At 42.5% G+C, this 25938-nt stretch carries 20 protein-coding genes; 8 read left to right on the forward strand and 12 right to left on the reverse strand.

Features of this window, described 5'->3' with window-relative positions; translation table 11 throughout:
- Positions 1-138 precede the first annotated feature (138 nt).
- Positions 139-1626, reverse strand: coding sequence for a glycerol kinase GlpK (gene glpK / locus B3763_RS16515; protein WP_286747945.1), 1488 nt, complete (start codon positions 1624-1626; stop codon positions 139-141).
- A 56-nt stretch (positions 1627-1682) separates the two neighbouring features.
- Between glpK and B3763_RS16520 the strand changes: the two genes are divergently transcribed.
- Positions 1683-2138 carry a RidA family protein gene (locus tag B3763_RS16520; RefSeq protein WP_286747947.1) on the forward strand — a complete coding sequence of 152 codons (456 nt, stop codon included), beginning with the start codon at positions 1683-1685 and terminating at the stop codon, positions 2136-2138.
- A gap of 16 nt (positions 2139-2154) precedes the next feature.
- On the opposite strand, the gene B3763_RS16525 is transcribed toward B3763_RS16520, so the two are convergent.
- The 5 genes from B3763_RS16525 to B3763_RS16545 all read right to left on the reverse strand — a co-directional run bounded on the left by B3763_RS16525 (position 2155) and on the right by B3763_RS16545 (position 7072).
- A complete protein-coding gene (locus tag B3763_RS16525) occupies positions 2155-2586 on the reverse strand; it encodes a hypothetical protein (protein ID WP_286747949.1) in 432 nt (143 codons plus the stop codon).
- Positions 2573-3736 (reverse strand): DUF4221 family protein, encoded by a 1164-nt coding sequence (locus B3763_RS16530; protein ID WP_286747951.1) that lies wholly within the window; start codon positions 3734-3736, stop codon positions 2573-2575. Before B3763_RS16530 ends, B3763_RS16525 begins: the two co-directional genes overlap by 14 nt.
- 51 nt (positions 3737-3787) lie before the next feature.
- The gene (locus B3763_RS16535) at positions 3788-3916 is read right to left on the reverse strand and encodes a hypothetical protein (protein WP_286747953.1); all 129 of its coding nucleotides are present in this window, start codon (positions 3914-3916) and stop codon (positions 3788-3790) included.
- 1052 nt (positions 3917-4968) lie between these two features.
- Positions 4969-6018: a fatty acid desaturase gene (locus B3763_RS16540; protein ID WP_189630492.1), complete on the reverse strand. Its 1050-nt coding sequence runs from the start codon at positions 6016-6018 to the stop codon at positions 4969-4971.
- 181 nt (positions 6019-6199) lie between these two features.
- The gene (locus B3763_RS16545; protein ID WP_286747956.1) at positions 6200-7072 is read right to left on the reverse strand and encodes a LysR family transcriptional regulator; all 873 of its coding nucleotides are present in this window, start codon (positions 7070-7072) and stop codon (positions 6200-6202) included.
- A gap of 239 nt (positions 7073-7311) precedes the next feature.
- Between B3763_RS16545 and hutH the strand changes: the two genes are divergently transcribed.
- From hutH to hutI, 3 genes are all read left to right on the forward strand, one after another.
- Entirely contained in the window at positions 7312-8868 is a 1557-nt protein-coding gene (gene hutH, locus B3763_RS16550; RefSeq protein ID WP_286747958.1) for a histidine ammonia-lyase, read from the forward strand.
- A 10-nt stretch (positions 8869-8878) separates the two neighbouring features.
- The gene (locus B3763_RS16555; RefSeq protein WP_286747960.1) at positions 8879-10885 is read left to right on the forward strand and encodes a urocanate hydratase; all 2007 of its coding nucleotides are present in this window, start codon (positions 8879-8881) and stop codon (positions 10883-10885) included.
- A 175-nt stretch (positions 10886-11060) separates the two neighbouring features.
- Positions 11061-12302 (forward strand): imidazolonepropionase, encoded by a 1242-nt coding sequence (gene hutI, locus B3763_RS16560; RefSeq protein ID WP_286747962.1) that lies wholly within the window; start codon positions 11061-11063, stop codon positions 12300-12302.
- A gap of 165 nt (positions 12303-12467) precedes the next feature.
- Here the strand turns inward: hutI and B3763_RS16565 are convergent, their stop codons facing one another.
- Positions 12468-12776: a hypothetical protein gene (locus B3763_RS16565; RefSeq protein WP_286747964.1), complete on the reverse strand. Its 309-nt coding sequence runs from the start codon at positions 12774-12776 to the stop codon at positions 12468-12470.
- Between the two features lie 252 nt (positions 12777-13028).
- Between B3763_RS16565 and B3763_RS16570 the strand changes: the two genes are divergently transcribed.
- The 3 genes from B3763_RS16570 (at position 13029) to B3763_RS16580 (ending at position 17947) form a co-directional block, all read left to right on the forward strand.
- Complete coding sequence (locus tag B3763_RS16570; protein ID WP_286747966.1) at positions 13029-14903, forward strand: mucoidy inhibitor MuiA family protein; 1875 nt, start codon at positions 13029-13031, stop codon at positions 14901-14903.
- 106 nt (positions 14904-15009) lie between these two features.
- On the forward strand, positions 15010-16602 hold the full coding sequence (locus tag B3763_RS16575; RefSeq protein ID WP_286747968.1) for an amidohydrolase: 1593 nt from the start codon (positions 15010-15012) through the stop codon (positions 16600-16602).
- Positions 16603-16672: 70 nt separating this feature from the next.
- Complete coding sequence (locus B3763_RS16580) at positions 16673-17947, forward strand: hypothetical protein (RefSeq protein WP_286747970.1); 1275 nt, start codon at positions 16673-16675, stop codon at positions 17945-17947.
- A 171-nt stretch (positions 17948-18118) separates the two neighbouring features.
- Here B3763_RS16580 and B3763_RS16585 read toward each other — a convergent pair whose 3' ends face one another.
- From B3763_RS16585 to tsaD, 5 genes are all read right to left on the reverse strand, one after another.
- On the reverse strand, positions 18119-18616 hold the full coding sequence (locus tag B3763_RS16585) for an HNH endonuclease (RefSeq protein WP_286747971.1): 498 nt from the start codon (positions 18614-18616) through the stop codon (positions 18119-18121).
- A 1-nt stretch (position 18617) separates the two neighbouring features.
- Entirely contained in the window at positions 18618-19403 is a 786-nt protein-coding gene (locus B3763_RS16590) for a C40 family peptidase (protein ID WP_286747973.1), read from the reverse strand.
- Positions 19403-19870, reverse strand: coding sequence for an SsrA-binding protein SmpB (smpB, locus tag B3763_RS16595; protein ID WP_189630482.1), 468 nt, complete (start codon positions 19868-19870; stop codon positions 19403-19405). Before smpB ends, B3763_RS16590 begins: the two co-directional genes overlap by 1 nt.
- Entirely contained in the window at positions 19857-20264 is a 408-nt protein-coding gene (locus B3763_RS16600) for a thioesterase family protein (RefSeq protein WP_286747976.1), read from the reverse strand. The genes smpB and B3763_RS16600 overlap by 14 nt, the downstream gene beginning before the upstream one ends.
- Positions 20265-20370: 106 nt before the next feature.
- Positions 20371-21384, reverse strand: a complete 1014-nt coding sequence (gene tsaD / locus B3763_RS16605) for a tRNA (adenosine(37)-N6)-threonylcarbamoyltransferase complex transferase subunit TsaD (RefSeq protein ID WP_286747978.1) — start codon at positions 21382-21384, stop codon at positions 20371-20373.
- Positions 21385-21428: 44 nt separating this feature from the next.
- Between tsaD and B3763_RS16610 the strand changes: the two genes are divergently transcribed.
- Positions 21429-25922, forward strand: coding sequence for a translocation/assembly module TamB domain-containing protein (locus B3763_RS16610; RefSeq protein ID WP_286747980.1), 4494 nt, complete (start codon positions 21429-21431; stop codon positions 25920-25922).
- The last annotated feature ends 16 nt before the right edge of the window (positions 25923-25938 follow it).

The raw sequence follows: 25938 nt of genomic DNA on the forward strand, positions 1-25938 counted from the left end.
CTTTTCTTACATCGAACTCAGGTTGCTTTATATTCCATCGATCTAACACCTAATGTCAAGAATTAAATTCCTCGCTAATCAAATTCGGCCTGGTGGTAAGAATACCGCGATTGACCATAAATCGAGGTATTTCAACTATCACTCTTCCACCCACGCTTTTGCTCTTTCAACTGCCCGTGCCCAGTTGTGTTTTAACTTTTCTACGTCTTTTCCTGAAGGGCTAAAGTGCTTATCGGCTTTCCAGATGGCTCTGATCTCATCCATATTCTCCCAAAAGCCAACGGCCAATCCGGCCAAAAATGCCGCTCCCTGAGCGGTGGTCTCTACAATCTCCGGCCTAACAATATCCAGCCCGGTCACATCGCTCTGGATCTGCATTAATAAATCATTGGCCGATGCCCCTCCGTCTACCCGCAATTCCTTTAAGTCAATCCCCGAATCTAGCGCCATTGTAGTGATCACCTCCATACTTTGAAGAGCCAGAGCTTCCAGAGCGGCTCTGGCTACATGCCCTTTTTGAGTACCCCTGGTTAGCCCAATCATTAGTCCCGTAGAATATTGGTCCCAATGGGGAGCACCCAGCCCCACAAAACCGGGTACAAAATATACTCCACCGTTGTCTTCTACACTGCGCGCCAGAGATTCTATCTCAGCCGAAGACTCCACAAAATGCACATTATCGCGGAGCCACTGCACAATGGCACCTCCAATAAAAATACTGCCTTCCAAAGCATAACTTACCTCTCCATTTACCTGCCAGGCTATGGTGGTAAGTAGTTTATGTTTAGAGGTTATGGCTTTTTTTCCGGTGTTCATTACTAAGAAACAGCCTGTACCATAAGTGTTTTTTACCATGCCCGGCTCAGTACACATTTGCCCAAAAAGGGCAGACTGTTGGTCTCCTGCAATACCGGCAATGGGTATTTCTGCTCCAAAGTGTTCTTTGGCGGTATGCCCATAGAGGCCGCTGCTCTGCTTCACTTCCGGCAACATGGCCTTAGGAATATCAAATAAGTCGAGTAGTTCATCGTCCCATGTCAAATTATGTATGTCAAACAGCATGGTGCGGCTGGCGTTACTCACATCGGTAGCATGCACCTTTCCGTTGGTCAACTTCCACAGCAACCAGGAGTCTACCGTACCAAAGGCTAACTCCCCGTTTTCTGCTCGTTCCCGGGCACCCTCCACCTGATCGAGAATCCAGCGAATTTTAGATGCAGAAAAATAGGCGTCAATCAGCAAGCCCGTTTTTTGCTGAATGATCTCGGCATGTCCTGCAGCCTTTAACTCTTCGCAGTACCCTGCGGTTCGTCTGTCTTGCCATACTATGGCTTTATAAATGGATTTGCCTGTTTTCCGGTCCCACACCAGGGTGGTTTCGCGCTGATTGGTAATACCAATTGCCGCAATATCCTGAGCCGATACTCCTTGTTTTTCCAGTACATCATTGATGGTAAACTTCTGTGTCTCCCATATCTCCAATGGGCTATGTTCTACCCAACCGGGCTTTGGGTAAAACTGTTGAAATTCACGCTGTGAGGTGCTCACAATTTGCCCCCTTTTATTGAAAAGTATGGCCCTCTCGCTGGTTGTACCGGCATCAATGGTAATGATATAGTCAGACATGGGAAGTTTTATTGATCAATTCCTAAATTATGATTTTAAATGATCTCAAGAAACCTATGAAACCACTCTTCAGCCTATCGTTTGTATTAATTTTCTTTATGTCTTGTAACAGTGCCAGTCGCAGCCCAATAATTGAACACTATCAGTCGGAAGAAATGGCGGCTTTGGGCTTGCCCTTTAGCGATGCCGTTCGGGTAGATAACGTGCTTTACCTTTCAGGAGTTATTGGTATGAAACCGGGCAAAATGGAGTTGGTTGAAGGCGGGCTGGAGGCAGAAGCACGACAAACCATGGAGAGTATTAAAAAAGTGCTGGAAGCACATGGCAGCTCACTGGAACATACCATTAAGTTCACAGTTTTTATAGATGATATTAATCGTTGGAGCGACTTCAACAAGGTTTATGTGGAGTACTTTCCCGGTAAAAAACCGGCCCGGTCAGCCTTTGGAGCCGAAGGTTTGGCCTTAGGCGCTTCTGTTGAGGTGGAGTGTATTGCGGTAATCAAGAATTAAACAAGAATAAGAACACTTATTGATAGCGCTTCCAAACCTCTAAATTGGAAGGGTCAGCAATAACAATTTCATTATTATCATTCCTGAAATCTAGTATGGTTGGATAATAAGAAGACACTCCATGTTCAATTATTTTTGACGCCTCATTAATAAAGATTAGGTTCGAAACCTTCACTTGATAAATGTTCAAACGGATTTTGATTTCTTTTTCTGAACTATAATTGATAAATACTATTAAATCCTTTTCAATGGGATTCTCTTTTAAATAATCGAATGCTTTTGCCACACAATTAGAACACCCTCGATAAGGTATAAAAACAACCTTTTCGAATTTACTTTTAACAGGAACAATTTTTTCCAGTTCTGTAATAATTCCATCCGAATCATTGATTACGCATGATTGAACCAGATACAAGAACAGAATTAAGAATAATCTAAATGACTTCATAAAGTTCGAACATAGCAAAGCTTAATAGGTTTTCATCTTCTTGATTCTTGAGAATAAATAGCTTTCCATCTTGAACAAACATCGAATTAAAATCCAGATCAAATCGGTTTTCGAAAGTAAATTCTCCTAAAGCACTGAAATCATGATCATAAATCATTACCGAATAGTCCCAATTTCTTTTCTCACCCGTCTCTCTAACCTTAGAAAGTAAATCCATGGATGAGGGTAATCGAGCAAAACGGAAAACAAATCTATTTTCATCATCTGATAAAATCGCGTGATACTTAGCTGTTATCATAGAATAATCGATGTAATCTTGAGACATGTATGTTTTTTGATTTATCTCTTCACTATAGATGCTCATATCAGCTATCTTGGGATTAGCTAAGTCAATGATTTCTATTTCGGAATCTGAATATTTGATTATCCTATGATCCTTAGGGTAGCTGACTAAAACATCACCATAGTTTATTCTCGTATTAGAAGGTTGAAAAAAATATGAGCTACCAACTCTTAACCTGTCCCATTGAGTATAAAGCGGTAGGTTTTCAGGTAGGTTTAACTTGATTTCATTTTTTAAATCGAGAGTCAAAATAGGAGGAACACCATCTTCATACCATGAAAGAGAGCCTACGATTATAATTTTACCATCTTGAAATTGAATCGGATTCAAAGTGTTAATCACATATGCAGGATATTTCGGATCATCTCTAATTGATTCTATACCCCATTTATTTTTGACCGTAGCGTCAGAGGAAATTAAAAAAAGCTGACTTTGTACAGCAGAATAAATAAATATTGAATCTAAATTTTTAATGTAAAAGTTGCTAGGTGCAGAGTTAATAGATATCAATGCGTTTGGCCCTTCAGTTTGAAGTCTCACTCTTTGAACTAATTGCTTAGTGTCGAAATCGTATAGTAGTATTGAATTATCAGGTTGATTAAAAAATGACAAGAATACTTGATCCTCGTTTTTGATAATAGAAAAATGATCAGATTTAGCTATTGAAATACTATCCAAGGCAAAATTGATTTGCCCACTTTCCCTAAACGAGTAGTTCTTATCAAAGACTAAGTCTTCATTTGAACTAGCCCCACATGCACAAATAAAAAAAACTGAAAATTGCCAGATAAGGATCCTTCTAAACATAATAGTGACCTAAAATTAATTTGGTATTGATTTACTGTGGAACAGGATTCATTAGATCCCCAATACAATCCATTGGTTGATTTGGGTAACCAGGGAACCAATCACATCTAAATACCAACTCACCATGCTCTCCATTTTCTGTATGCCTACAATGTCCTGTGGCCTTGGGGTGATTTTCATCTGTAGGTGCACAATACACTAGTTGATCTGGCTCAAAATATGCCCGAAGACTCAAAGCAGAAAATAATATTAATAGAACCAGAATTTTCTTTTTTTTCATAAAAAAATTATTAAAATTAAACTACTCAGTGATAGGTTCAGCATTAAGTAAGTTTCCAATGCAATCCATCTGTTGACCTGGAGCTCCTGGAGTACTTTGACACCTGAAATATATATTACCATAATTCTTCTCATAAAACGCACAATATCCATCTGCATTTGAGACTTGTTCATTCGGCTCAATGCAATAGGTAAATTGAGGTTCAGATTGGAAGGAAAAAACCAAATATGATGTTGAAATTAACACCAAAATCACATTAAATACTCTTTTCGTTTTTGCATTTTTATTGTAAAAACAAGATCAGTTAACTTTAAAACTAAACGAGAAAAATATTATTAATATAAACTAATATATATATTATAACCAAGCTAATATATTAAAGTATACATGAAATCTAATCATCTAATTATAATTACAAATTATAACATAATAAATTAAATTGTCAATAAAAAGATCATTTTTATTGACAACTGTTTTTACTAAAATCGGTAAGGTAATTGACCATGTGTTAAATATTGATCAGTGTTGAAAACAAGAATATTTAATGGTGCTTTGTTAAAAATAAACCCTCTATGAGGCCAAAAAAGGAAGCTTGAGCAGTACTTTAAAGTTGTTTTTTGAGTTCGAGTCGATCGGACTGTTTAGGAAATCAGACAGGTGAATATAAGCTATCCAATGATACCTGACGGAAGATAGCCTATTGGAAACAGCCCATCTCCTTCTAACTATCTACCTACTACTTCCATAGGCAACACCCTATCAAAGAACACTAGATTTGTATTTTATTAGCGTTTTGGTGGTCTATTTAGAAGTACATTAGGGTGGAAATCTCTGCCTGAGTTATTTTTTGAACAACAGTTCGATATACCATCGATGCTTGTAAATGACAGCAAGTTCCATCATATCATATTTCTGATTAGTCCCCTGGAATTGTCCTCCATTTTCAATCAGGTTAAGACCTAACCCTTATAGCCTGCATTTTTTCCTTACGGTAAAACTCGCGGAAGCTAATCATGCGCTGCTCGGCTTCGTCCCAAAGCTTGTTGGTAATGAGCGTTAAACTTTGCCTAAAGTTGATAGTGGTGGTGTACTTATTCAACCATGGGTTCTCCTCAATACATTTCTTGAGATTGTAGTTGGGAATAAACGGGTTTAGATGATGCACATGGTGTATACCAATGTTACCCGTTAGCCAATTGAATAATCGGGGAACCTTATAGTAAGTACTGCCTTTGAGTGCAGAGGTCACATAGTCCCAATTTTTCATCCACTGTTTGTAGGTATACTCATGTTGATGTTGCACATAAAAAAACCAGATGGCGATAATGGAAAACAACACCAATATGGTCAGGTGTACCAGCAGGAATTTTTCCCAGCCCAGTAAGAACCCAAAAAACACAAAGATGGCCAGCATTACAAAGTTGTTGAGCACCAACCACTTTTTGGCTTTCTGAAACATGGGTAGTTTAATAAAAGCAATGCGGTTATGAATAAAAAGGTAATACACCGGGCCAATCAAAAACATTACAATGGGCGATCTGTAAATTCTGTACTTCAGTCGGCCCCATCGACTCATTTGCTTAAATTCTTCAACAGTCATGGTGGTCACATCGCCTATATCTCTCATTTCTAACTGACCATTGTGCTTGTGGTGCACATTGTGCGACTTGGACCAGTAGTTGAATGGTATAGCGGAGAAATAACTGCATATGTAGCCAATGATTTTCTGAGCCTTTCGGTTTCTCAGGAAAGACTGATGACCGCAGTCGTGCTGAATGATGAAAATTCGAACCAGAAAAAAGGCATTAACTACTCCCAGCCCAAGGGTAATCCAATAACTGTAATCGAGGCTAATGTACATCAACGTCCAAAGGCCAAGAAAAGGTAAAAACGAATTGATGATTTGTATAGTAGCCTTGGCTTTATGTTCCTGTGCGTATTTTTTTAAAGCCAGAATCTTCTCTTTGGCTAGTACTATTCTTTCTGAAGGTGAATGCTGCATGAAACAGATGGTATTCTAAATTATTCTATGAGTTAGTAACACACAAATTTAATCAGTTCGTTCCTTAAATGCAGTAGTTTAAAATGCATTTCTGGTTATTATCCATTCTAAAAACGGTAGTTAGATCAATAATTTATGGCATGCGATGCCCCAAGAGTGCTCTCTTTCAAAGAAGTAGACCTTAGTCAGACAATAACTCCAAAAACTTGCCTAAAGCTTCATTTCGGTTCTGTTTATGCCAAACCGCCATCAGTTGCGTTCTTTGCCTCAGGTGGGCCAATGAAATAAACTCAATATCCAGGTTTACACCGCTTTGCAAAGCACTGGGCACAATAGCTACACCCAATCGCTTTTCTACCAAACGGAAAATGCTGTTGGCCTGAACTGACCGATGGGAGACCTTGGGCTCAAATCCATGATCGGTGAAAATACTCATGATGTTGTCGTAATACTCCTGACTGTAGTCATTCGAAAAAAGAATGAAATTTTCTTTTCTGAATTGCGTCAGGCTGGAAAAATTACTTCTGCTCACCGGATGTGTTTTCGACACTACCAGCGAAAAGGAATCTTCAAAAACCACTTGGGTTTCCAGCTCTTTCGGTACGGTAACTAAGCGCACAAAGGCAATATCGAGCTTATCATGCCTAAGGGCATCCAACTGGTCTCTATTGTTCAATTCCTGCAAAGAAGTATGAATTCCCGGGTGCTTCTGGTGAAGTTTTTCAAGCAAGTTGGGAATAATATTTTGCATAGCCGACCCCACAAAGCCAATCCGAACTTCTCCCTCCTCACCTTCCGCCTTCCGTTGCGTAGCCTCTACTACCTGCTCTAAATGATTAAGCATGTACTCCGCTTCGGTAAGCAAATATTCACCGGCTGCCGTAAGCTTAACCCTTCGTTTGGTGCGCTCAAAAAGCTTCACCTTTAACTCCTCTTCCAACTGCTGAATTTGCTTGGTAAGAGCCGGCTGAGTGATGTACAGCTTCTCAGCAGCTTTGGCAAAATGCAACTCCTTACCCAGTGTGAGAAAATACCTTAAATGCCTTAATTCCATTAATTACTATTAGTTATTAAAACATAAAAATAAATCATTTTTAAGAATTAAGTGAAGAAGGTAATTTTGATTAAAGCTTGATAAAAGTATTAGAAAGTCATGCCGGAAAAAGAGACCATATCTTTTCAAATGGCCTATTTCATACGGTAGCTCAATCGATACTGAGATTCCGGGCAATTTCTTCTTTTGAAATTTCAAGAAGAACATTTCCGGAATGACCGAAAGTAATCTGGAAAAACATGAAACATTTTAATTACGGAATTGACTTTCTCACTGTAGGAAAGGCACTTCAAATAGCAAAAGGGGAAATAAAAGGCACCTTGTCGGCATCATCGATCGAACAGGTTGAGAAGAGCGCTCAGGCCGTAGAAGATATTGTTTCCGGAGAACGAACCGTGTATGGCATCAATACAGGCTTTGGCCCACTGTGCACCACTAAAATATCGGCCAAAGACACCAGGGAACTTCAATACAACATTCTGAAAAGTCATAGTGTAGGCGTTGGCAAACCAATTGACCCCACCATTGCCCAACTCATGCTTATTCTTAAGGCCCACTCCCTGGCTCAAGGCTTTTCAGGTATCCAATTAAGCACTATTGAGCGCATTATTTGGCACATCGACAATCAAGCCATCCCGGTTGTTCCTGAGCAAGGCTCGGTAGGAGCTTCGGGCGATCTAGCTCCCCTTGCCCATCTTTTCCTTCCCTTAATTGGGCTGGGCGAGGTATATTTTAAGGGTGAAAGAATGAGCACTGAGCGTCTTTTTCAGATTACCGGACTCCAACCCGTAGCTCTAGGTCCCAAAGAAGGTTTGGCCCTCATTAACGGTACCCAATTTATAGCTGCACATGCCGTAATGGTGGTAGACCGGCTGTACAACTGCCTGAGCCATGCCGATATCATAGGTGCAATGATGATTGAAGCACTAATGGGAAGTGCAAAACCGTTTAGCCCCAGACTTCATGAAATAAGACCTTTTAAGGGCAACCGGCACGTTGCGCATAGAATAAGAGTGCTATTGGAAGGATCGGAAATTCTAAATGCTCATATAAACTGTGGCCGTGTACAAGACCCCTACTCCTTGCGGTGTATACCCCAGGTGCATGGTTCCTCACGCAACGCTTGGCTGCACCTAAAAGAGCTGTTGGAAGTAGAACTCAATGCGGTAACAGACAACCCTATTATACTCAGTGCTGAAGAAACCATTAGTGGGGGAAACTTTCATGGTCAGCCAATGGCCCTGCCGCTGGACTATGCCGCTTTAGCGGCTGCTGAAATTGGCAACATTTCAGATCGAAGAATTTATCTGTCTCTGGAAGGTAAAGTAGAGGGCTTGCCTCAATTACTTATGAACGACACAGGCATAAACTCCGGTTTTATGCTTCCGCAATACACATCGGCTGCTTTGGTTTCAGAAAATAAAAGCCTGTGCTTTCCGGCCAGTGCCGACTCCATTCCAACCTCTCTTGGCCAAGAAGACCATGTGAGCATGGGCTCCATTAGTGGAAGAAAAGCACTACAGATTATAGGCAATCTGGAACAAATACTGGCCATAGAATTACTTTGTGCCGCCCAGGCCTTCGACTTCCGAAGACCACTCAGGTCGGGGCCTGCCTTAGAGGCCTGCCACGCCTATGTAAGAACCAAAATAGACCATGCCGACAAAGACCGAATCTTCGCAGACGATATTCAGAAGGCTCATACCATTATTACAGAACGCAAGCTAATTGCATTGACGCAATCTGAAATGGCTCAGAAAGAAAGCCCATTCCATGTTGAATTTGAAAACTATTAAACCATCCGTCATGACTTTTCAAGAAGAAATATTGCAGGGAATTCCTTCTCAACTGCCTGAAATTCCGACATTAGACGCTTCTGTAAACCGAGCCCCTAAGAGAAAAGAAATACTGAACGCTCCGGAGAAAAAGCTGGCACTGCAAAATGCCCTTCGCTATTTTCCTGAGGCATGGCACAAAACTCTGGCCACTGAGTTTCTGCAAGAGCTCAACCAATTTGGCCGTATTTACATGTACCGGTTTATGCCCAAACATGAGATTAAAGCCAGAAGCCTAAAGGAGTATCCGGGCAAATCGGATCAGGCCCGGGCCATCATGCTCATGATTCAGAACAACCTGGACCATCGGGTTGCCCAACACCCTTACGAACTCATTACCTATGGCGGCAATGGGGCAGTTTTCCAAAACTGGGCGCAATACCGGCTCACTATGCAATACCTGGCCGAAATGACCGATGAACAGACATTGGTTATGTACTCCGGACACCCCATGGGACTTTTCCCTTCTTCCCAAAATGCCCCGCGAGTGGTAGTAACTAATGGTATGATGATTCCCAACTACTCCAAACCGGATGACTGGGAAAAATTCAATGCACTGGGCGTAACCCAGTATGGACAAATGACAGCCGGATCGTACATGTACATTGGCCCGCAAGGCATTGTGCACGGCACAACCATTACGGTGCTCAATGCAGCCCGTATGAAACGTCCCGATGGCAACTTTAGCGGATTACTGTTTGTGACTTCCGGTTTGGGAGGAATGAGCGGAGCCCAGCCCAAAGCCGCCAAAATTGCCGGACTCGTTTCAGTAACGGCAGAAGTTAACCCAAAGGCTGCGTACAAACGGCAGGAACAAGGCTGGGTAGATGTGGTAATTGATAGAATTGAACAACTAATTGCCCAGGTAGAAACAGCTAGAAAGAATGGCCAAAACACTTCATTTGCTTATCTGGGCAACATAGTTGAGGTTTGGGAGGGATTTCATGAGGCCGGTATAAAAATCGATATCGGGTCTGATCAAACCTCTTTGCACAACCCCTTTGCCGGAGGCTATTATCCCGTAGGCATGGACTATGAAGAAGCCAACAACCTAATGGCCAGCAGCCCTGAACAATTCAAAGAGGCCGTATACGCGAGTTTGCGAAGACATGCCGCTGCCATCAATAAACATACCTCCAATGGTACTTACTTCTTCGATTATGGCAATGCCTTCTTGCTAGAGGCCGGAAGAGCCGGGGCCGATGTGTTTACCGGAGAAGGAGTTGGAGGCGGAGAATACAAATACCCAAGTTATGTACAAGACATTATGGGACCGCTCTGTTTCGACTATGGCTTCGGGCCTTTCCGATGGGTATGTACTTCTGGCAAACCGGAAGATTTAGACCAAACCGATGCCATTGCCGCTAAGGTGCTACAACAAATGCTCAATGAAGCACCAGAAGAAATTAAACCACAACTCTCTGACAACCTTCACTGGGTTAAAGAGGCCAAGAAAAATAAGCTCGTTGTAGGCTCTCAGGCCAGAATTCTCTATGCCGATGCAGAAGGGCGCATACGCATAGCTTCAGCATTTAATGAGGCCATTCGTAAAGGAGAAATTGGACCTGTGGTCTTAGGAAGAGATCATCACGATGTATCGGGTACCGACTCTCCATACCGCGAGACTTCCAATATCTATGACGGCTCGCAGTTTACGGCCGATATGGCCGTTCACAACTTTGTGGGCGATGCCTTTAGAGGAGCCACCTGGGTTTCGCTACACAATGGCGGTGGCGTTGGCTGGGGTGAAGTAATCAACGGAGGTTTTGGCATGCTACTCGATGGCAGTTCAGAAGCCGATGACAAACTAAAAAGCATGCTTTTTTGGGATGTAAACAACGGAATTGCCAGAAGAAACTGGGCCAGAAATCCACACGCAATGAGTACCATTGAAAGAGCCATGAAGGCCGAACCGAAACTAAAAGTTACTCAACCAAATTTAGTAGACAAGGAGTTGCTAAACGGACTCTTTGAGTAATTGCAGCAATGTATGTCAATGATGAAAAACGCGTTAATCCGACATCAGACTTTAAGCAGTATAACTACAAATTGCTGCCATTCTTAGATAAGAGAGTCGATTAATTGTAATTTAAAATCAGGTTTCATCTAATCATTGAGTTGTACGCAATTCGTATGCAACCAAACCCAAGCTTATGACAAAAACCTTTATCAATATTGGCCGGCTTATTCAGGTAAGAGAATCGGGCACTAACATATTAAGGGGTGCCATGATGGCCGATGTACCTACTATAGAAAATGCCTGGATGGCCGTAGAAAACGGTCTTATTTCCTCATACGGTTCAATGGATGATTTTGCTGAATCGCCTGCTACAGAAATCATAGACCTGAATGGCAGAATGGTTTGCCCCACATTTGTAGATTCGCACACTCACCTTGTTTTTGCCGAAGACCGGGATGAAGAATTTGTAATGAAAATCAAGGGCATGGACTACCAGTCGATTGCTGAAGCAGGTGGCGGCATACTCAACTCGGCCAGAAAACTGCAGAAAATGAGCCTTTCTGAGTTAACAGAACGGGCTTCTCTCAGGCTACAAGAAGCTATTGGTTCGGGAACCGGGGCTATTGAAATAAAAAGTGGCTATGGACTAAGCATGGAAGCAGAAATAAAAATGCTGCAAGTAGTAAATCAACTGGCACAACAGTTTCCTATTCCCATTAAAGCCACCTTTTTGGGCGCCCATGCCTTTCCCGATAAGGACAAGGAAAAATACATGAGTAGCCTAATTCAAGAAATGTTACCCGAAATATACTCCCAGCAATTGGCCGACTATATTGATTGTTTTTGCGAAGAAGGATACTATACTGTAGAGCAAATGTCCAGAATTCTGGAGGCAGGAGAAAAATTTGACCTTAGAGCCAAGGTTCATGTCAACCAATTCAATTCAATCGGAGGTATAGAAAAGGCTATCGAATACAACGCCTTAACAGTAGACCATCTGGAGGTTTTGAGCGAAAGCGAAATCAACCTACTCAAAGATTCAGACACCATACCGGTTGCCTTGCCCGGCTGCTCCTTCTTTATCCGAATTCCCTACACGCCAAGTCGCAAAATTATTGATAGCGGTTTGCCGCTTGTCATCGCTTCCGATTTTAATCCGGGTTCCGCACCCTCTTTCAACCTAAGCCTGGCCAATAGCCTGGCCGCAGTAAACATGGGACTTCTCCCCGAAGAGGCCTTCAATGCCACAACCTACAATGCTGCCTACGCTCTGGAACTGGAAAACGAAGTTGGTAGTATTACTGAAGGAAAAAGAGCCAATTTTATAGTGGCCAAAGCGGGTAAAAATCTCAACTCCATCAGCTATAATTTTGGTGTTGACTGGATAGACAGGGTATATATTAACGGGGAGCTTTTTAGTAAACCTACAATCTAGCACCAATGAAAAGACCTCTCAAAAATCCATGCCCGGTTACTCAATACTTTGGTTCGGGACAAGCAATGCTTTTAAGAGGTCTTCTTCTAGTCATGCTGTACACAATAACTATAACCCGGTACAGCCAATAATCTAATCAGGAATTTAGAGCTTTAATACCTCAAACTACTTCTCCTCGCTGGCATCAGATTTAGACACATGCTTGAGTTCTTCTTCAATGGCCTTCTTTTCATCTTCTTTAGACATTGGGGCGGCAGGCTTGTAGTTCTCCAACTCCTTTTTAATTGAATCATATAACTCTTCTCCTACATGCTCAGGGGCCTGGGCTTCTTTCAACTGATCTTCTACACTTGGGGGGGCAACCTTATCTGGAGCATTTTCCAGACTCTTTAAAAACTCATCTTTCAGTTCCTGGGTAGGTAAGCTTTCAAGTATAAAACTCTTATTTTCTATTAAACTTTGCTTAATCGCCATAATTGTGGTGTTTTCGCGTTGAACATAAATTTCTCATAAGTTAAGGTATTCTTTAGTGCTTTCCCAAACCAGCCCAAATCAAAAGCCAGACAGCATTTTACATTATAAAATCGGACTCAGTTAGGGGTTATATGGCAAATAGATTGTCTTAACGGTAAGACGGCCGTCTCATATTTTTTCTACTGATAGTTATGGAAACACTAAAGCTTGTGCATCTCAATTATCAGGAACCCCTAACTAAAGACAAAATTTATGAGACACATTGCATTTTTAACCCTTATGGGCCTATTGGCTTGCTCCGTTCAGGCACAAACCCAAATAACCTCCACTATTGAGTCGGTTAAGGTATTTACTCAGGGAGCAGAGATTTACAGAAAAGCTCAGGTTAACCTCGTAGAGGGCACGCAAAAAATTGAACTCACTCAATTGAGCGGACAATTAGACCCAAGCACCATCCAGATATCAGCCGAAGGCATAACCATACTTTCAGTGAGGCATGAAATGGACTTTCTCGACAAAAAGACGCCTGAGGCAATAGAAAATTTATGGAAGAAAAGACACCGCCTGTCCGACTCTATAGAAGTACTTAACATGCAACTGGCAATACTTAAAAACGAAGCGGAAATCCTCAACAAGAACACCAAAGTCATTGGTAGTCAAGGCATCTCGGGCCGGGACTATCAGAGCGCTATAGAATACTTCTCAACCAAACTTAAAACCAATGCCCAACATATATTTTCAACCCAAAAAGCCATTGAAAACCTAACCGGAGAAGTGGAATCAATTACCAACCAAATAGCTGCAAATAGTGGCACTAAGGAGCGCCCTACCTCCAAAATTCTACTCACCATTAAATCTGAAAAAGCTCAAAAAACATGGCTTTCCATAAGCTATTCGACACTTGAGGCTGGTTGGATACCCTCTTATGACATTCGAGCCAAAAGTGTAAACTCCCCACTCCAAATCACCTACAAAGCCAAGGTATTTCAGAATAGTGGCGTAGACTGGAAGAACGTTAAACTTACCCTAAGCTCAGGCGATATAGCATCTACAGGAACTGCTCCGCAACTCTTTCCCTATTACATTGGTGGACAAAACTATGTACCATCAGACTTGGCAGACGGAGACATAACCGGCCAGGTATTCGATGCTTCTGACGGGCTCCCATTACCTCAAGCTCTGGTAATGGTAAAGGGCACAACCATTGGAACCACAACCGACAGCAACGGCTTCTTCTCGCTTCAGGTACCCAACGGCTCCTCAACTCTAATAGTTAGGCTTTTGGGCTTTACTACCCGTGAGGTACAAATATCCGATTCACCAATTAAGATACTGTTGGACCCGGAAGAATTAAGCCTTGGTGAAGTGGTTGTGACCGGCTATGCGGCAGAACAAAAACAAATGAAAACAGGAGCATCTGCGGCTCTTCAGGGTAATGTGGCAGGAATAGGAGTGAGAGGCACTTCCAGTTTAACTAAAAAATCGGACCCCATACCTATCAATGTCATCAATTATGAAACAACCTTTGCTTACGATATAGAACTTCCATACGATATACCTACTTCAGGTATTCCTGAAACTGTAGAAATACAAACCAAAGAAATAGATGCAGAGTACCTCTACTCTACCAGCCCCAAAATAAGAGCCAACGCCTATTTGGTGGCCCAAGTAGCCAATTGGCAAGACCTTAAACTGCTGGATGGTGAATCAAATCTATACTTTGAAAACAGCTTTGTTGGCAAATCCATTATTGACACCAACCTTGGCTCTGACACCCTGTCTCTTTCGCTCGGCAAAGACGAAGGAATTATTGTGAACAGGCAGCGTCTCAAGCAGTTCGAAAAACACAAGCTCTTTGGAAATAGAAAGCGGGAAGAAAGAAAATATCTCATTACAGTGGTTAACACTAAGCAAAGCATAGTTTCGATTAGCATTTACGATCAAATTCCGCTTTCTGCCCTAAGCTCAGTAAAAGTGAGAATTACCAATTTAACCGATGGAATTTACAATGAAAAAACAGGCTTGGTAAGTTGGAAGATCACTCTTCAACCGGGCGAAAAGCGCGAGATTGAATTTGCCTACGAAATAGACTGCCCAAGTCACATTAAGCTCAGTACCGATCTTTGATTAATGGGTTGTTCGGTTAAAAATGAGCCGAACAACCCTCCAACACATTCCAATAACTTAACAAGTGTTTTTTTCTTATTTTGGTTGATATCAACCACAACAAAAAATGTCTGTAAGAAAATACACCCTCCTTCTAGTCCTAACCTGCTACAGTGTACTAGCCTTTGGCCAAAAGAAATATAGCCCAAAGCAAATTAGTAAACTGAAAAACGAAGTGGCCCAGTTGGTAGAACAAAACCATAAACAAACCCAGGTCATGATCGATAAAATCTTCAGTTTTGCTGAATTGGGCTTTCAGGAGTTTGAATCGTCCCGATATCTGACCGGTATTCTTAAAGAAAATGGGTTTGAAATTGTGGAATCAGTTTCAGGAATCCCTACGGCCTGGTTTGCCACATGGAGCAACGGGGAAGGCCCTACCATAGCTCTTGGTAGCGATGTAGACTGTATTCCCAAAGCCTCTCAATACCCTGGCGTGGCCTATCACAAACCCATGGTAGAAGGAGCTCCCGGCCATGGTGAAGGGCACAATGCAGGTATTCCTCTCAATATTACTGCTGCTCTGGCCGTAAAACAGGTTATGGAACGTGAAAATATTGGAGGAACATTAGTGTTGTGGCCAGGAATTGCCGAAGAACTCGTAGCCGCAAAAGCCTGGTATACCCGCGATGGTCTCTTCGATAACATCGACCTGTGCATATTCACTCATGTGAGCAGCAACCTTTCCGTTTCTTACGGACAAGCCTCTGGTACAGGACTTATTTCAGTAGAATATACTTTTGAGGGAGAAGCCGCTCATGGAGCCGGTGCACCATGGAGAGGCCGATCGGCCCTCGATGCTGTAGAATTAATGAATGTAGGTTGGAACTACAAACGTGAGCACTTACACCCTCTAAAACGATCCCACTCCATTATAACCGATGGAGGTGATCAGCCCAATGTAGTACCCTCGAAAGCATCCATCTGGTACTACTTTCGCGATGTGACCTACGAAGGTATTATGGAAATGTATGAAGCCGCCAACAACATTGCCAAAGGAGCTGCACTGATGACCGACACCGAGATGAGCTCCAGAATCTTGGGAACAGCCTGGCCTAGACACTTCAACAAAGTAATAGCCGAAACCATGTACGAAAACATTAAGCAGGTGGGACTTCCCGTATGGGACGAAAAAGACCAAACGCTGGCCAGAGCCGTACAGCGAGAGGTTGGCTCAAACCCGCGAGGCCTAAGCACTACGTTGTCTGATTTGGGGCTTCCGGTAAAGTCTCCCGTAAGCGGTGGCTCAGACGATATTGGCGATGTAAGCTGGAAAGTACCTACGGTAACACTTCGCTTTCCTTCTAATATTCCCGGCCTACAAGGACACCACTGGAGCAATGCCATAGCAATGGCCACTCCGATTGCACACAAAGGAGCAACTGCCGGAGCAAAGGTAGAGGCCATGACCATTATTGACTTTCTGCTAAATCCGGAGCTGGTCGATCAGGCCTGGGATTACTTCAACAACGTGCAAAGCAAAGAAACTCAATACAAACCCATGATTGGGGCCGATGATCTTCCGCCTGTTTATCTGAACAAGAAAATCATGGATGAATTTAGACCCCAACTGGAAAAATTTTACTATAACGAAAAGCAATTCAATACTTATCTCGAACAACTGGGGGTAACATACCCTACCATTCAAAAAAAGGATTAAGATTTTAATTTATAAAATTTGTGAGATTCTTTAAGATATGCTTGTTTTAGCATTTCAGCTTTCAATAAACATGAACCTAGATACTTTTTTAAAAACCTTAGCCTTACTCCTGTTTGTTTTATCCTTCTGTTCAAAATCTTACGGGCAGATTGAATATGCCGAAGGATACATTATTAATGCCAACGGAGAAAAACTCTCTGGGCTTGTAGGCATCGAGCAAAGTTTCTTTACTCCACAGGAATTCCTTTTCAAAACAGAAGAGTCAGACAATCCCATAACTTTCACTAGTACTGCAGCTAAGGAGATTGGTTATGATAAGTTGGTATTCGTAAGCGCAAATATCCAAGTTATTGATGGCTTTGATACGGAGGAGCTTTATCAGGACATACCATCAGTAAATACAGTAACCAAGAAGTCATTTGTTCAAAAAATAGTTGAGGCCGATAAAGGTATTTATAGATACATCGATAACTCAGGCAAAGTTAGCTTTTACATATCATCCCATGGCTCATATCACCTTCTGATGTTTCAGAGATACTTCAGACAACTTGCTGCCAACCAATCTGTAGAAGAAGAAATCAGCACATACAAAGCAACATTGCTTGAACAACTTGAAGATTGCTCCGATATATTACCTATAATCCGTAATACTGATTATAATGAAAGGTCATTACGCAAACTGATGGAAAAATATGGCACTTGTACGAACCAGCAGGTTAATGTTTATCCCCTTTCCAAATCTGACAAAGCCTATGACATTACCTTAAATACCGGGGTCATGTTGACGGGTATTGAATTTGTTGGTGACGAAACCTTTGGTGCTGTAATGAGTGATTATGAAACTTCAATTAGCCCTATTTTCGGAGCCAATTTGAACCTTCGATTATCCAGAACCGATAAGTGGTTCATGAATATTGGAGTCCTCTATACTACTCTAAAGACGAAAGGTTCTGGTTTTCAGGATTACGGCTCTCGAACCCGTGAGGTAAACGGTGAAATTGAAATAACTCAAATCAAACTTCACACACTCATCCAAAGAAGCATTGCTATAAAACGATCATCGATTCTTCTTGGTCTGGGACTTAATTATGGACTTGGTAACGAAAAGCGAAATATTCAAGAAAACATATCTACTATTGGTCAAAGCAGAGTAGTTAATGAAATTCCTGTTTACCAAACTTTCAATGAACTAGAATTAGGCATTATAGGTCAGGCCGGTTTTATGAGAAATAAGCACTCTTTTGTTTTTAGATACGAAATTGGAGGTGGTATATCCAGAGACCCAAACTTCACATCGGAAGTTTATCGAATGTATTTTATCTATGGTTATTCTCTTACAAGATAAACTATGTTTCAAGCTTGATAAATTGACTCCTGGGAAATATCTCAACTTACTCCATGTAGGCTATATTTGCCTACTGGCTCAGGCAGATCACTATAATTCTAACGGCATTCAAGATAGGTTAATCACGAGTTGGAGAACGTCTATATCTAGTCGGAGCTTGAAATTTCACGATCAATTCACCCCAAGATACTTTAGCCACTCCTCTGAAGTGAAGCCACTGAAGTTGCGCACAAACATAACATAGGAGGGCTTAAATGGCTTTTGAAAAAGGGGCATTCCGGCCTCTTCCGGGGTTTTATCACCTTTAACCGAATTGCAACGCTTGCATGCCGTTACCAAATTACTCCAAGATGACTTCCCTCCTCTAGACTTGGGCAGCACATGGTCTAGCGTAAGGTCTTTGCTCCTTCCACAATACTGACACTGTTGACCATCGCGCTTAAATATGTTCTGCCTGTTGAGCAACACCCCTTTGTAGGGCATAAAGATATAACGTTGTAAACGGATGACAGATGGCATGGGAAAATCGGCATTGACACTGCGAAACTTATGTCCGGGAGCATCATGAACCAACTCGGCTTTTTCCAGGTAAAGAAGCAGGAACGCCCGTTCGGCCGAACAGACTGAGAGTGGCGAATAGTCCTGATTCAATACCAATACTCTCCTCATACTAGGTTATAATCCGTTTTAACTTAAAGAAATGATGTGTATAAGTATTTTGTTCTAAGTTTTTAATCCCCTTTTGGTCGAATACATCGATGCGAACCTTTCCTGATGCGTGAATGATTCTATCCGGTTCGGTAAGTAAACCTACATGGTTCATTTTACCGTTGCTATTCGTGAAAAAGGCTAAATCGCCCGCTTTTCTATCGGCAAAATCTACCTCCTTACCCTTTGCTATCTGTTGAGAAGAGTCGCGCGGCAAGGTGTAACCGGCTGTTCTGAATACCACTTGAGTAAAGCCGGAACAGTCTATACCAAACGGACTCCTGCCTCCCCATAAATAAGGACTGTTTAAATATTTTTCCGCATGGTTGAGCAAAGTGGCTACTCCCCACTTTTGGTGCATACTTTTGGCCGTACCGTTGAACGCCACATTTTCTTCTTCCTTAAATATAGGATTATTCAAAAGGGGAAGAATGGAGCCTGCTACGATATGATTGATTTGCTGTTTGAACAAAATCTTGGCAACCAGATCGGTGCATATCTTGTATTCTGTTTCACTAATCTGACGGTAATATTCTTTGGAAATCGAATGATGCTGCTTTCTGTCGATCCACCCTTCATAACTATCAAAGGCATTGACCACTTTAAGCCATTTGCGGTCTTCCGACTCTTCCAATACGGTATAGTGCTCACCAAAAAGCAACTGAGAGGTCATTTCAGCAGCATCTGCCGGCTCACCCCTTACAGGCACCATACTCAACCGGGTAACACCATAACCTAATGCTTCCATCAGAATTTCATTCGTTGTAAATCTCGTTTCACATCGCGCTCCTTAATGGAGTCACGCTTGTCGTGCAATTTTTTACCTTTGGCCAAGGCTATTTCTAATTTGGCAAAACCCCTCTCACTAATAAAAAGTCGGGTGGGCACAATAGACATCCCTTTCTCTTCCGTTTTAGAAAGTAGCTTTTCCAACTCCCGTTTATTGAGCAACAGTTTTCTCTCACGGGTTTGGTCGTGGTTATAATGAGACCCTTGGGCATAAGGCGAAATGTGCATCTGCTTTACCCACAATTCTCCCTTTTTAAAATAGCAGTAGGCATCACTAAGTGTTGCCTTTCCCTCTCTGATCGATTTTATTTCCGTGCCCATCAGTTGCATTCCGGCCACATATTTATCAATCAGTTCATATTCAAAACTGGCTCTCCTGTTTTTTATATTAATACTGTTCGAAAACCTGTTCTTATCTTTTGCCATCCTCTTCTAAACTACTGAAAATCTTATTTATCTTTTGTTTTGGCAGTACTTTTTGTCCGGTACTCCCCTCGGCAATTACTCTGTCACCACACTTTACCACAACACTACAAAGCAATTCATTCTTTTCTAATTTATGGATAGTTGCCTGAAGGGTCAATTGGTTCCCTACCAGAGCCGGACTTTTGTGCTCAATGTGCACCATCGTACCAATACCTTCTTCATCTTCCTCTTTTGACTCCAGTACAAAAAGTCTACCCACCCACTCCATTTCTCTGGCTAGAGCAAAAGTAGAGCAAACCGGATGTACTACGCCCGATTCAAAACCGGCCACATCGTATGGCTTCACTGTGTATGTGTGTGTTTTGATATCTCCCGGTTTGAAAATATTCTTCATGATTCAACACTTATCAATATTCTGGCCTAACCAAGCCATAGACTACTGTAAAAACTAAAACGAACGCTTCTCTGGATCATCAAAACTCGGGTTGATAAAACGCCTATCAGAACTTCATTCGTGGTAAAGCACTAACACCTTGGTCGACAAACTCATTGGCCAGGAACTTGTAATGTCCGGCCATAGCTATCATTCCGGCATTATCAGTGCAATACTCAAAAGCAGGAATATACACCTCCCACCCTTCTTTACCGGCCATTTGCTCCAAGCCATTCCTCAGGCCAGAGTTGGCGGATACGCCTCCGGCTATGGCTATCTGATGAATTCCATATTGTCTGGCGGCTTTTCTCAGTTTTTGCAAGAGCATAGCCACCAGTGTTTTCTGAATGCTAGCTGCTAAATCGGCCTTATTTTCCTCAATAAAACCTTCGTTTTGCTTTAGCTGGTCTCTCAAGAAGTAAAGCACAGCCGTTTTTATACCACTAAATGAATAGTCCAGACCCGGCATTTCGGTTTCAGGAAACTGAAATGCCATAGGATTCCCTTTCTGCGCCAACTGATCGACTTTTGGCCCACCAGGATAGCCCAGACCGAGCATCTTGGCCACCTTATCGAAAGCCTCTCCAACGGCATCATCTTGAGTTTCGCCCACAACCTCCATAAGATTGTAGTCCTTTACCAACACTATTTGTGTATGTCCTCCACTCACCGTTAAACAGAGAAATGGAAACTTAGGCTTAGGATCATCGATAAAATGAGCAAGTATATGGGCTTGCATATGATTTACCTCTATAAGCGGAATATCCAGTGCCAGAGCAAGGCCTTTGGCAAAAGAAGTTCCCACCAGTAAGGCTCCCATAAGCCCTGGTCCGCGGGTAAAAGCCACAGCCGTAAGCTCTTCTCTACTTATGGCAGCATTTTTGAGCGCCTGGTCTACAACTGGCACAATGTTTTGCTGATGGGCACGGCTGGCCAGCTCAGGCACAACACCACCATAATTTTCGTGTACAGATTGCGTTGCGACTATATTATTAAGTACTTTGCCGTTGACTGCAACAGCCGCAGATGTCTCGTCACAAGATGATTCGATGGCCAGGATTTTGATATCAGAGGAAGGCATTGAAGGAGAAAATTAAAAGATCGCAAGTTATTAAAAAACGGATTGTGAAATCAATCCTTTGGATGCTTGCCACTCCATTCATCTTACTTATCCTTGCCGCTATTCTTATTCACCTACCTCCGGTTCAAAATTATATTGTAGGAAAGGCTACCGCCTACCTCACCGAAGGCACCGGCTTTAGAACTGAAATTGGCTATGCCAACATCAAGTGGTTCAATGCAATAGCACTCGACAACACTCAAATTTATGATCAGAACGAGGTGCTAATGATTGGTGTAGATGAGTTGGTAGTCACTTTCGATTTGGCCGACCTAATTGGAAAAAAGAACATTCGAACACGCGAAGCATGGCTAAAAGGAGCCAATGTGAATCTGCGTGATGACTCCACCGGAGGGCTGAATATTGACGAATGGGCCGACCGAATTGGAAAACTCACCGCCTCTGACACTCCTTCTGATGCTCCGGCAGGCACTTTTTCCATCGACCAGATTACACTGCTAGATTCCCGGTTTAGTATATCTGACAGTCGCAAAGACAGTATAACCAACGGGTTCGATTACAACCATTTTCAGCTGGTAGACCTGAATGCAGACCTGTTAAACCTTAAAGTAGTGTCTGACACCTTTCAGATTGATGTAAAAAGCCTTTCTACCCGGGATCCTGTTACCGGCTTGACGATCGATAATCTTCAAACATTTTTCAGGAACTCCAGCAAAGGACTTGTTTTCTTCGATCTGGATCTGAAAATGGGTAATACACACATTAAAGACTTCATTGAACTTCGACACGAAAGGCCTTCACAAATGGGCTACTTCGTAGACAGCGTAAACATTAAAGCTGATTTTGATGAGACACGCATCCATACAGATGAGCTGGGCTTTTTTGTTCCGGAGTTAAAAAAATACAATCAATCCGTCAACATAAACGGACTGTTTCAGGGACGCGTAAATAAGTTTTTCTCCGACAATTTTTCCATTTCTTTTGGACAAGACAGCCGTTTTAAAGGAGCCATAGACATTGAAGGACTGCCGAATATTGATCAGACCATCTTTGGCCTAACCTTGAGAGAGTCTACCCTAAAAGCAACGGACCTGCGTAAATACATAGGGCCGGAAGCCTTTCGAATCTCTAATAAGTTTGGGCTCATCCGAATGTCCGGACAGTTCGATGGTCTGCTGAACGATTTTGTGGCCGATGGCTCCTTTCAAACCCGAATTGGTAGACTTGAATCGAACATCCAGATTCGGATTATAGAAGGTGAAGCCCCATATTACCGGGGCGATCTGTTTTTACAAAACTTCGATATAGGTCGATTTACGGAGGTAAGCAATTTTCAGAAAATTGATTTAGATGGTCGGGTAGAAGGCACCGGATTTACTCTGGAAACCGCCAACTTTGAACTAGACGCAGTAATTCCAAAAGTGGGTATTAATGGCTACAATTACACCAATATAGAAACCGATGGTGCTTTTGCAGAGTCGTTCTTCTCTGGTCAAATTGATGTAGACGACCCTATGTTTAAGCTCTTTGCTACCGGTTCGGTAGACTTGCGGGAAGGCAATAAGCTCTTTAAGCTCAGGGGTAGGCTAGACACTGCACTTTTAAAAGAGGTAAAGCTCACTGAAGAAGAAATGCTGGTCTCTACCAACTTTAACCTGGACATCACCGGACTTAAGTTAGATAGTATTAGAGGAAGTATTAGCCTCTCCGATACCTACTACCGCTTTAAACAAAAAGATATAGAACTGGACTCGGTGTTTTTTGAAGCCTCCAGAAACAGCAACGGCCGCAAGTTCACCATCGTTTCTGACCTATTTGATGCCGACTTCAGTGGCGATTTCGAATTTACAGGTATTGCCAAAGAACTCTCCAACATCAACGAACAGTACAGATTGCAGTTTTCCAGCAGGTCGGAAGAGGTAAATTCTTTTTTGCGCAGAAGCCCACCAACAAAGAAAAAATTTAACCTCAACTACTCGGTCGATCTGCACAATATTAGCCCACTCATACAGCTTTTTGATAGCACCATTTATGTAGCTAAAAACACCAAAATAGAAGGCCGCTTTGACAACCGGCAAGGGCAGTCGCTTGTGCTCAGCTCGCAGGTAGACACCGTTCAGTTTGGTAAAATTTACATGCTCGAAAACGATTTATATATCAACACCAAAGACATTCGCGACCCGGAAAAGGTCTTTGCACAAGGCTACCTTTCCAGCGAAAAACAAATATTCTCGAACTCTTCAGAAACCAATAAGCTGGTATTGGAAGCCGTATGGGACGGAAAGCGCATGGATATTAAGCAAACACTTACCCAGGCCAGCACAGGCAACTATGCTGAAATTAGTGCCGGCATAAATTTCTACCCGGACCGAACTGAACTGAGGTTTGAAGACTCGAACATTACCGCTCTTAATGAAACCTGGAAGATCACCGAAGAAAATGTAGTTGTGTTTGGCAACCAGCGCATAGACTTCGAAAACCTGAGCATATACAATACCGATCAGTCCATTAGCTTCAACGGTCAAATTGCCATTACCCAAGACAGTTCGCAAACCCTAACCGTAAACTTTAGCGATGTGGAAGTGGCCAATATCAATCCACTTACCTCCGAGTCGTACACCGGTAAATTAAGTGGCACTGTCAATGCTCAGAACCTTTATTACAACCCCATTATCTTTGGCGATATAGAAGTCATAGACTTCAAAATCAACGAGTTTCTGGTAGGCAATCTGGACGGCAGTATTACCTGGAACGACTTTCGCCAGCGGTTCGATGTGGACTTTGAGGTAAACCGGCTCAACCGAAGAATCATTGCTATGAATGGCCAGTTTTATCCGGCCCGACCTGAAAACCAATTGGCCATCAACCTGCGTCTCAACGAAGCCAACCTGAACATAGCCGAACCATATATAGACGATTACTTTTCGAACCTGGGCGGATTTATTGATGGTCGGTACACCATAAGCGGCAACATAGACTCACCCCTAATGAAAGGCCAGGGAGCTATAAAAGAAGGTAGAATGAAGATTAACTACCTCAACACAAGCTATAATTTTGAAGGTGGTATAGACTTTAGTAAAGACGTAATAGCCCTGGAAAACCTGCAGTTTGTAGATGCCCGAAATCAGACGGCACAATTCGGAGGGCGTATTAGCCATAATTCGTTCAAAGACTTTCGCTTAGACCTTATCGGGCAATTGAATCAGTTTCAGGTGCTCAATACCAATGTCGATAATGGCGATGCTTATTATGGAAGTGCCATAGCTACAGGTCAGGTATCGTTGAGCGGAGAGGCTTCCAGCCTCAATATTTCGGCCAAGGTAAAAACCGAAAGAGACACCCGCATTTACATACCCATTACGGAAGATACCGGCAATAACGATGTGCCCGAATACATCACTTTTGTAGACCGCACTGTTCAAGACACTACCAGCACCAAAGATTCGCTGATCAATGAAGTAAACAAAATAAAAATAGAGGGTCTAAAACTAGACCTTGACATAGAAGTAACACCGGAAGCTTACGTAGAAATTATCATCGATCCGCGCACAGGCGATATTATCAGAGGAAGAGGCGATGGACAGCTTCGCCTGCTCATCGATACGCAGGGCGATTTTCAAATGACCGGTGAACTAGACATTACAGAAGGCGCCTACAACTTCAGTCTGTACAACCTCATTACCAAAGAGTTTCAAATAGAACAGCCCAGTACCATAACCTGGTATGGCGACCCCTATGCGGCTGTCATGGACATTAAAGCCTCCTATACCCAAAACACTTCTCTGGCTCCTCTTTTGGAGCAATCGGGAGGAAGTGTAAGCCAAAATGGTGGTATAAGCCGCAGAGTGCCCACCAAAGTGCTGCTCTACCTGGACGGCCCAATGCTTTCTCCAAACATTGGTTTCGATATTGACTTTACCGACCTGAACGTAAACGACTACCAGCTAACCACGGCCATCAATGCCTTTAAAAACCGAGTACAGAGCGATGAGCAGGAGTTAAACCGGCAGGTTCTTAGCCTTATCGTACTCAACCGCTTTTCAGAACAAGGCGGGCTTCGCAACATTGGAGGCAGAACCACCACCCAAAACGTAAGTCAGTTGCTTTCTAACCAATTGAGCCAACTGGTAGCCCAGCTCGATGAAAACCTGGAGGTCAACTTCGACCTGGCCGATTTGGATCAGGACGCCTTCAACACCTTCAGGCTCCGCTTGAGCTACACCTTTCTGGATGGACGATTGAGGGTAACGCGTGAAGGAGCCATCTCAGGAGATATTAACAACATTGCCGGAGACATTACCGCAGAGTACCTGCTTACTACAGATGGGAAATATAAAGTAAAGGTATTTTCGCAAAACAACTATAACCCGGCAGACCGTGCCCTGAGCCAACAGCCCACCAATCAAACACAAGGCGTGAGCATTTCGCAAACCACCAGTTTCAATAATCTTCGCGAATTCTTTAATGGTGTAAATAACAGCCGCAAAAAGAGAAAAGAAGAAAAGAAGGATAACAATACTGAAGGAAACACAAACTAAAATACCTTTAGAGGGT

This window comes from Roseivirga sp. UBA1976 (assembly GCF_002336325.1).
GTDB classification, from domain to species: Bacteria; Bacteroidota; Bacteroidia; order Cytophagales; family Cyclobacteriaceae; genus Roseivirga; species Roseivirga thermotolerans.

What these genes read in the sequence shown, in the direction of transcription:
- glpK (WP_286747945.1), bottom strand. Translation starts at nt 1,626, where the DNA reads ATGTCTGACTATATCATTACCATTGATGCCGGTACAACCAGCGAGAGG.
- B3763_RS16520 (WP_286747947.1), top strand. Translation starts at nt 1,683, where the DNA reads ATGAAACCACTCTTCAGCCTATCGTTTGTATTAATTTTCTTTATGTCT.
- B3763_RS16525 (WP_286747949.1), bottom strand. Translation starts at nt 2,586, where the DNA reads ATGAAGTCATTTAGATTATTCTTAATTCTGTTCTTGTATCTGGTTCAA.
- B3763_RS16530 (WP_286747951.1), bottom strand. Translation starts at nt 3,736, where the DNA reads ATGTTTAGAAGGATCCTTATCTGGCAATTTTCAGTTTTTTTTATTTGT.
- B3763_RS16535 (WP_286747953.1), bottom strand. Translation starts at nt 3,916, where the DNA reads ATGAAAATCACCCCAAGGCCACAGGACATTGTAGGCATACAGAAAATG.
- B3763_RS16540 (WP_189630492.1), bottom strand. Translation starts at nt 6,018, where the DNA reads ATGCAGCATTCACCTTCAGAAAGAATAGTACTAGCCAAAGAGAAGATT.
- B3763_RS16545 (WP_286747956.1), bottom strand. Translation starts at nt 7,072, where the DNA reads ATGGAATTAAGGCATTTAAGGTATTTTCTCACACTGGGTAAGGAGTTG.
- hutH (WP_286747958.1), top strand. Translation starts at nt 7,312, where the DNA reads ATGAAACATTTTAATTACGGAATTGACTTTCTCACTGTAGGAAAGGCA.
- B3763_RS16555 (WP_286747960.1), top strand. Translation starts at nt 8,879, where the DNA reads ATGACTTTTCAAGAAGAAATATTGCAGGGAATTCCTTCTCAACTGCCT.
- hutI (WP_286747962.1), top strand. Translation starts at nt 11,061, where the DNA reads ATGACAAAAACCTTTATCAATATTGGCCGGCTTATTCAGGTAAGAGAA.
- B3763_RS16565 (WP_286747964.1), bottom strand. Translation starts at nt 12,776, where the DNA reads ATGGCGATTAAGCAAAGTTTAATAGAAAATAAGAGTTTTATACTTGAA.
- B3763_RS16570 (WP_286747966.1), top strand. Translation starts at nt 13,029, where the DNA reads ATGAGACACATTGCATTTTTAACCCTTATGGGCCTATTGGCTTGCTCC.
- B3763_RS16575 (WP_286747968.1), top strand. Translation starts at nt 15,010, where the DNA reads ATGTCTGTAAGAAAATACACCCTCCTTCTAGTCCTAACCTGCTACAGT.
- B3763_RS16580 (WP_286747970.1), top strand. Translation starts at nt 16,673, where the DNA reads ATGAACCTAGATACTTTTTTAAAAACCTTAGCCTTACTCCTGTTTGTT.
- B3763_RS16585 (WP_286747971.1), bottom strand. Translation starts at nt 18,616, where the DNA reads ATGAGGAGAGTATTGGTATTGAATCAGGACTATTCGCCACTCTCAGTC.
- B3763_RS16590 (WP_286747973.1), bottom strand. Translation starts at nt 19,403, where the DNA reads ATGGAAGCATTAGGTTATGGTGTTACCCGGTTGAGTATGGTGCCTGTA.
- smpB (WP_189630482.1), bottom strand. Translation starts at nt 19,870, where the DNA reads ATGGCAAAAGATAAGAACAGGTTTTCGAACAGTATTAATATAAAAAAC.
- B3763_RS16600 (WP_286747976.1), bottom strand. Translation starts at nt 20,264, where the DNA reads ATGAAGAATATTTTCAAACCGGGAGATATCAAAACACACACATACACA.
- tsaD (WP_286747978.1), bottom strand. Translation starts at nt 21,384, where the DNA reads ATGCCTTCCTCTGATATCAAAATCCTGGCCATCGAATCATCTTGTGAC.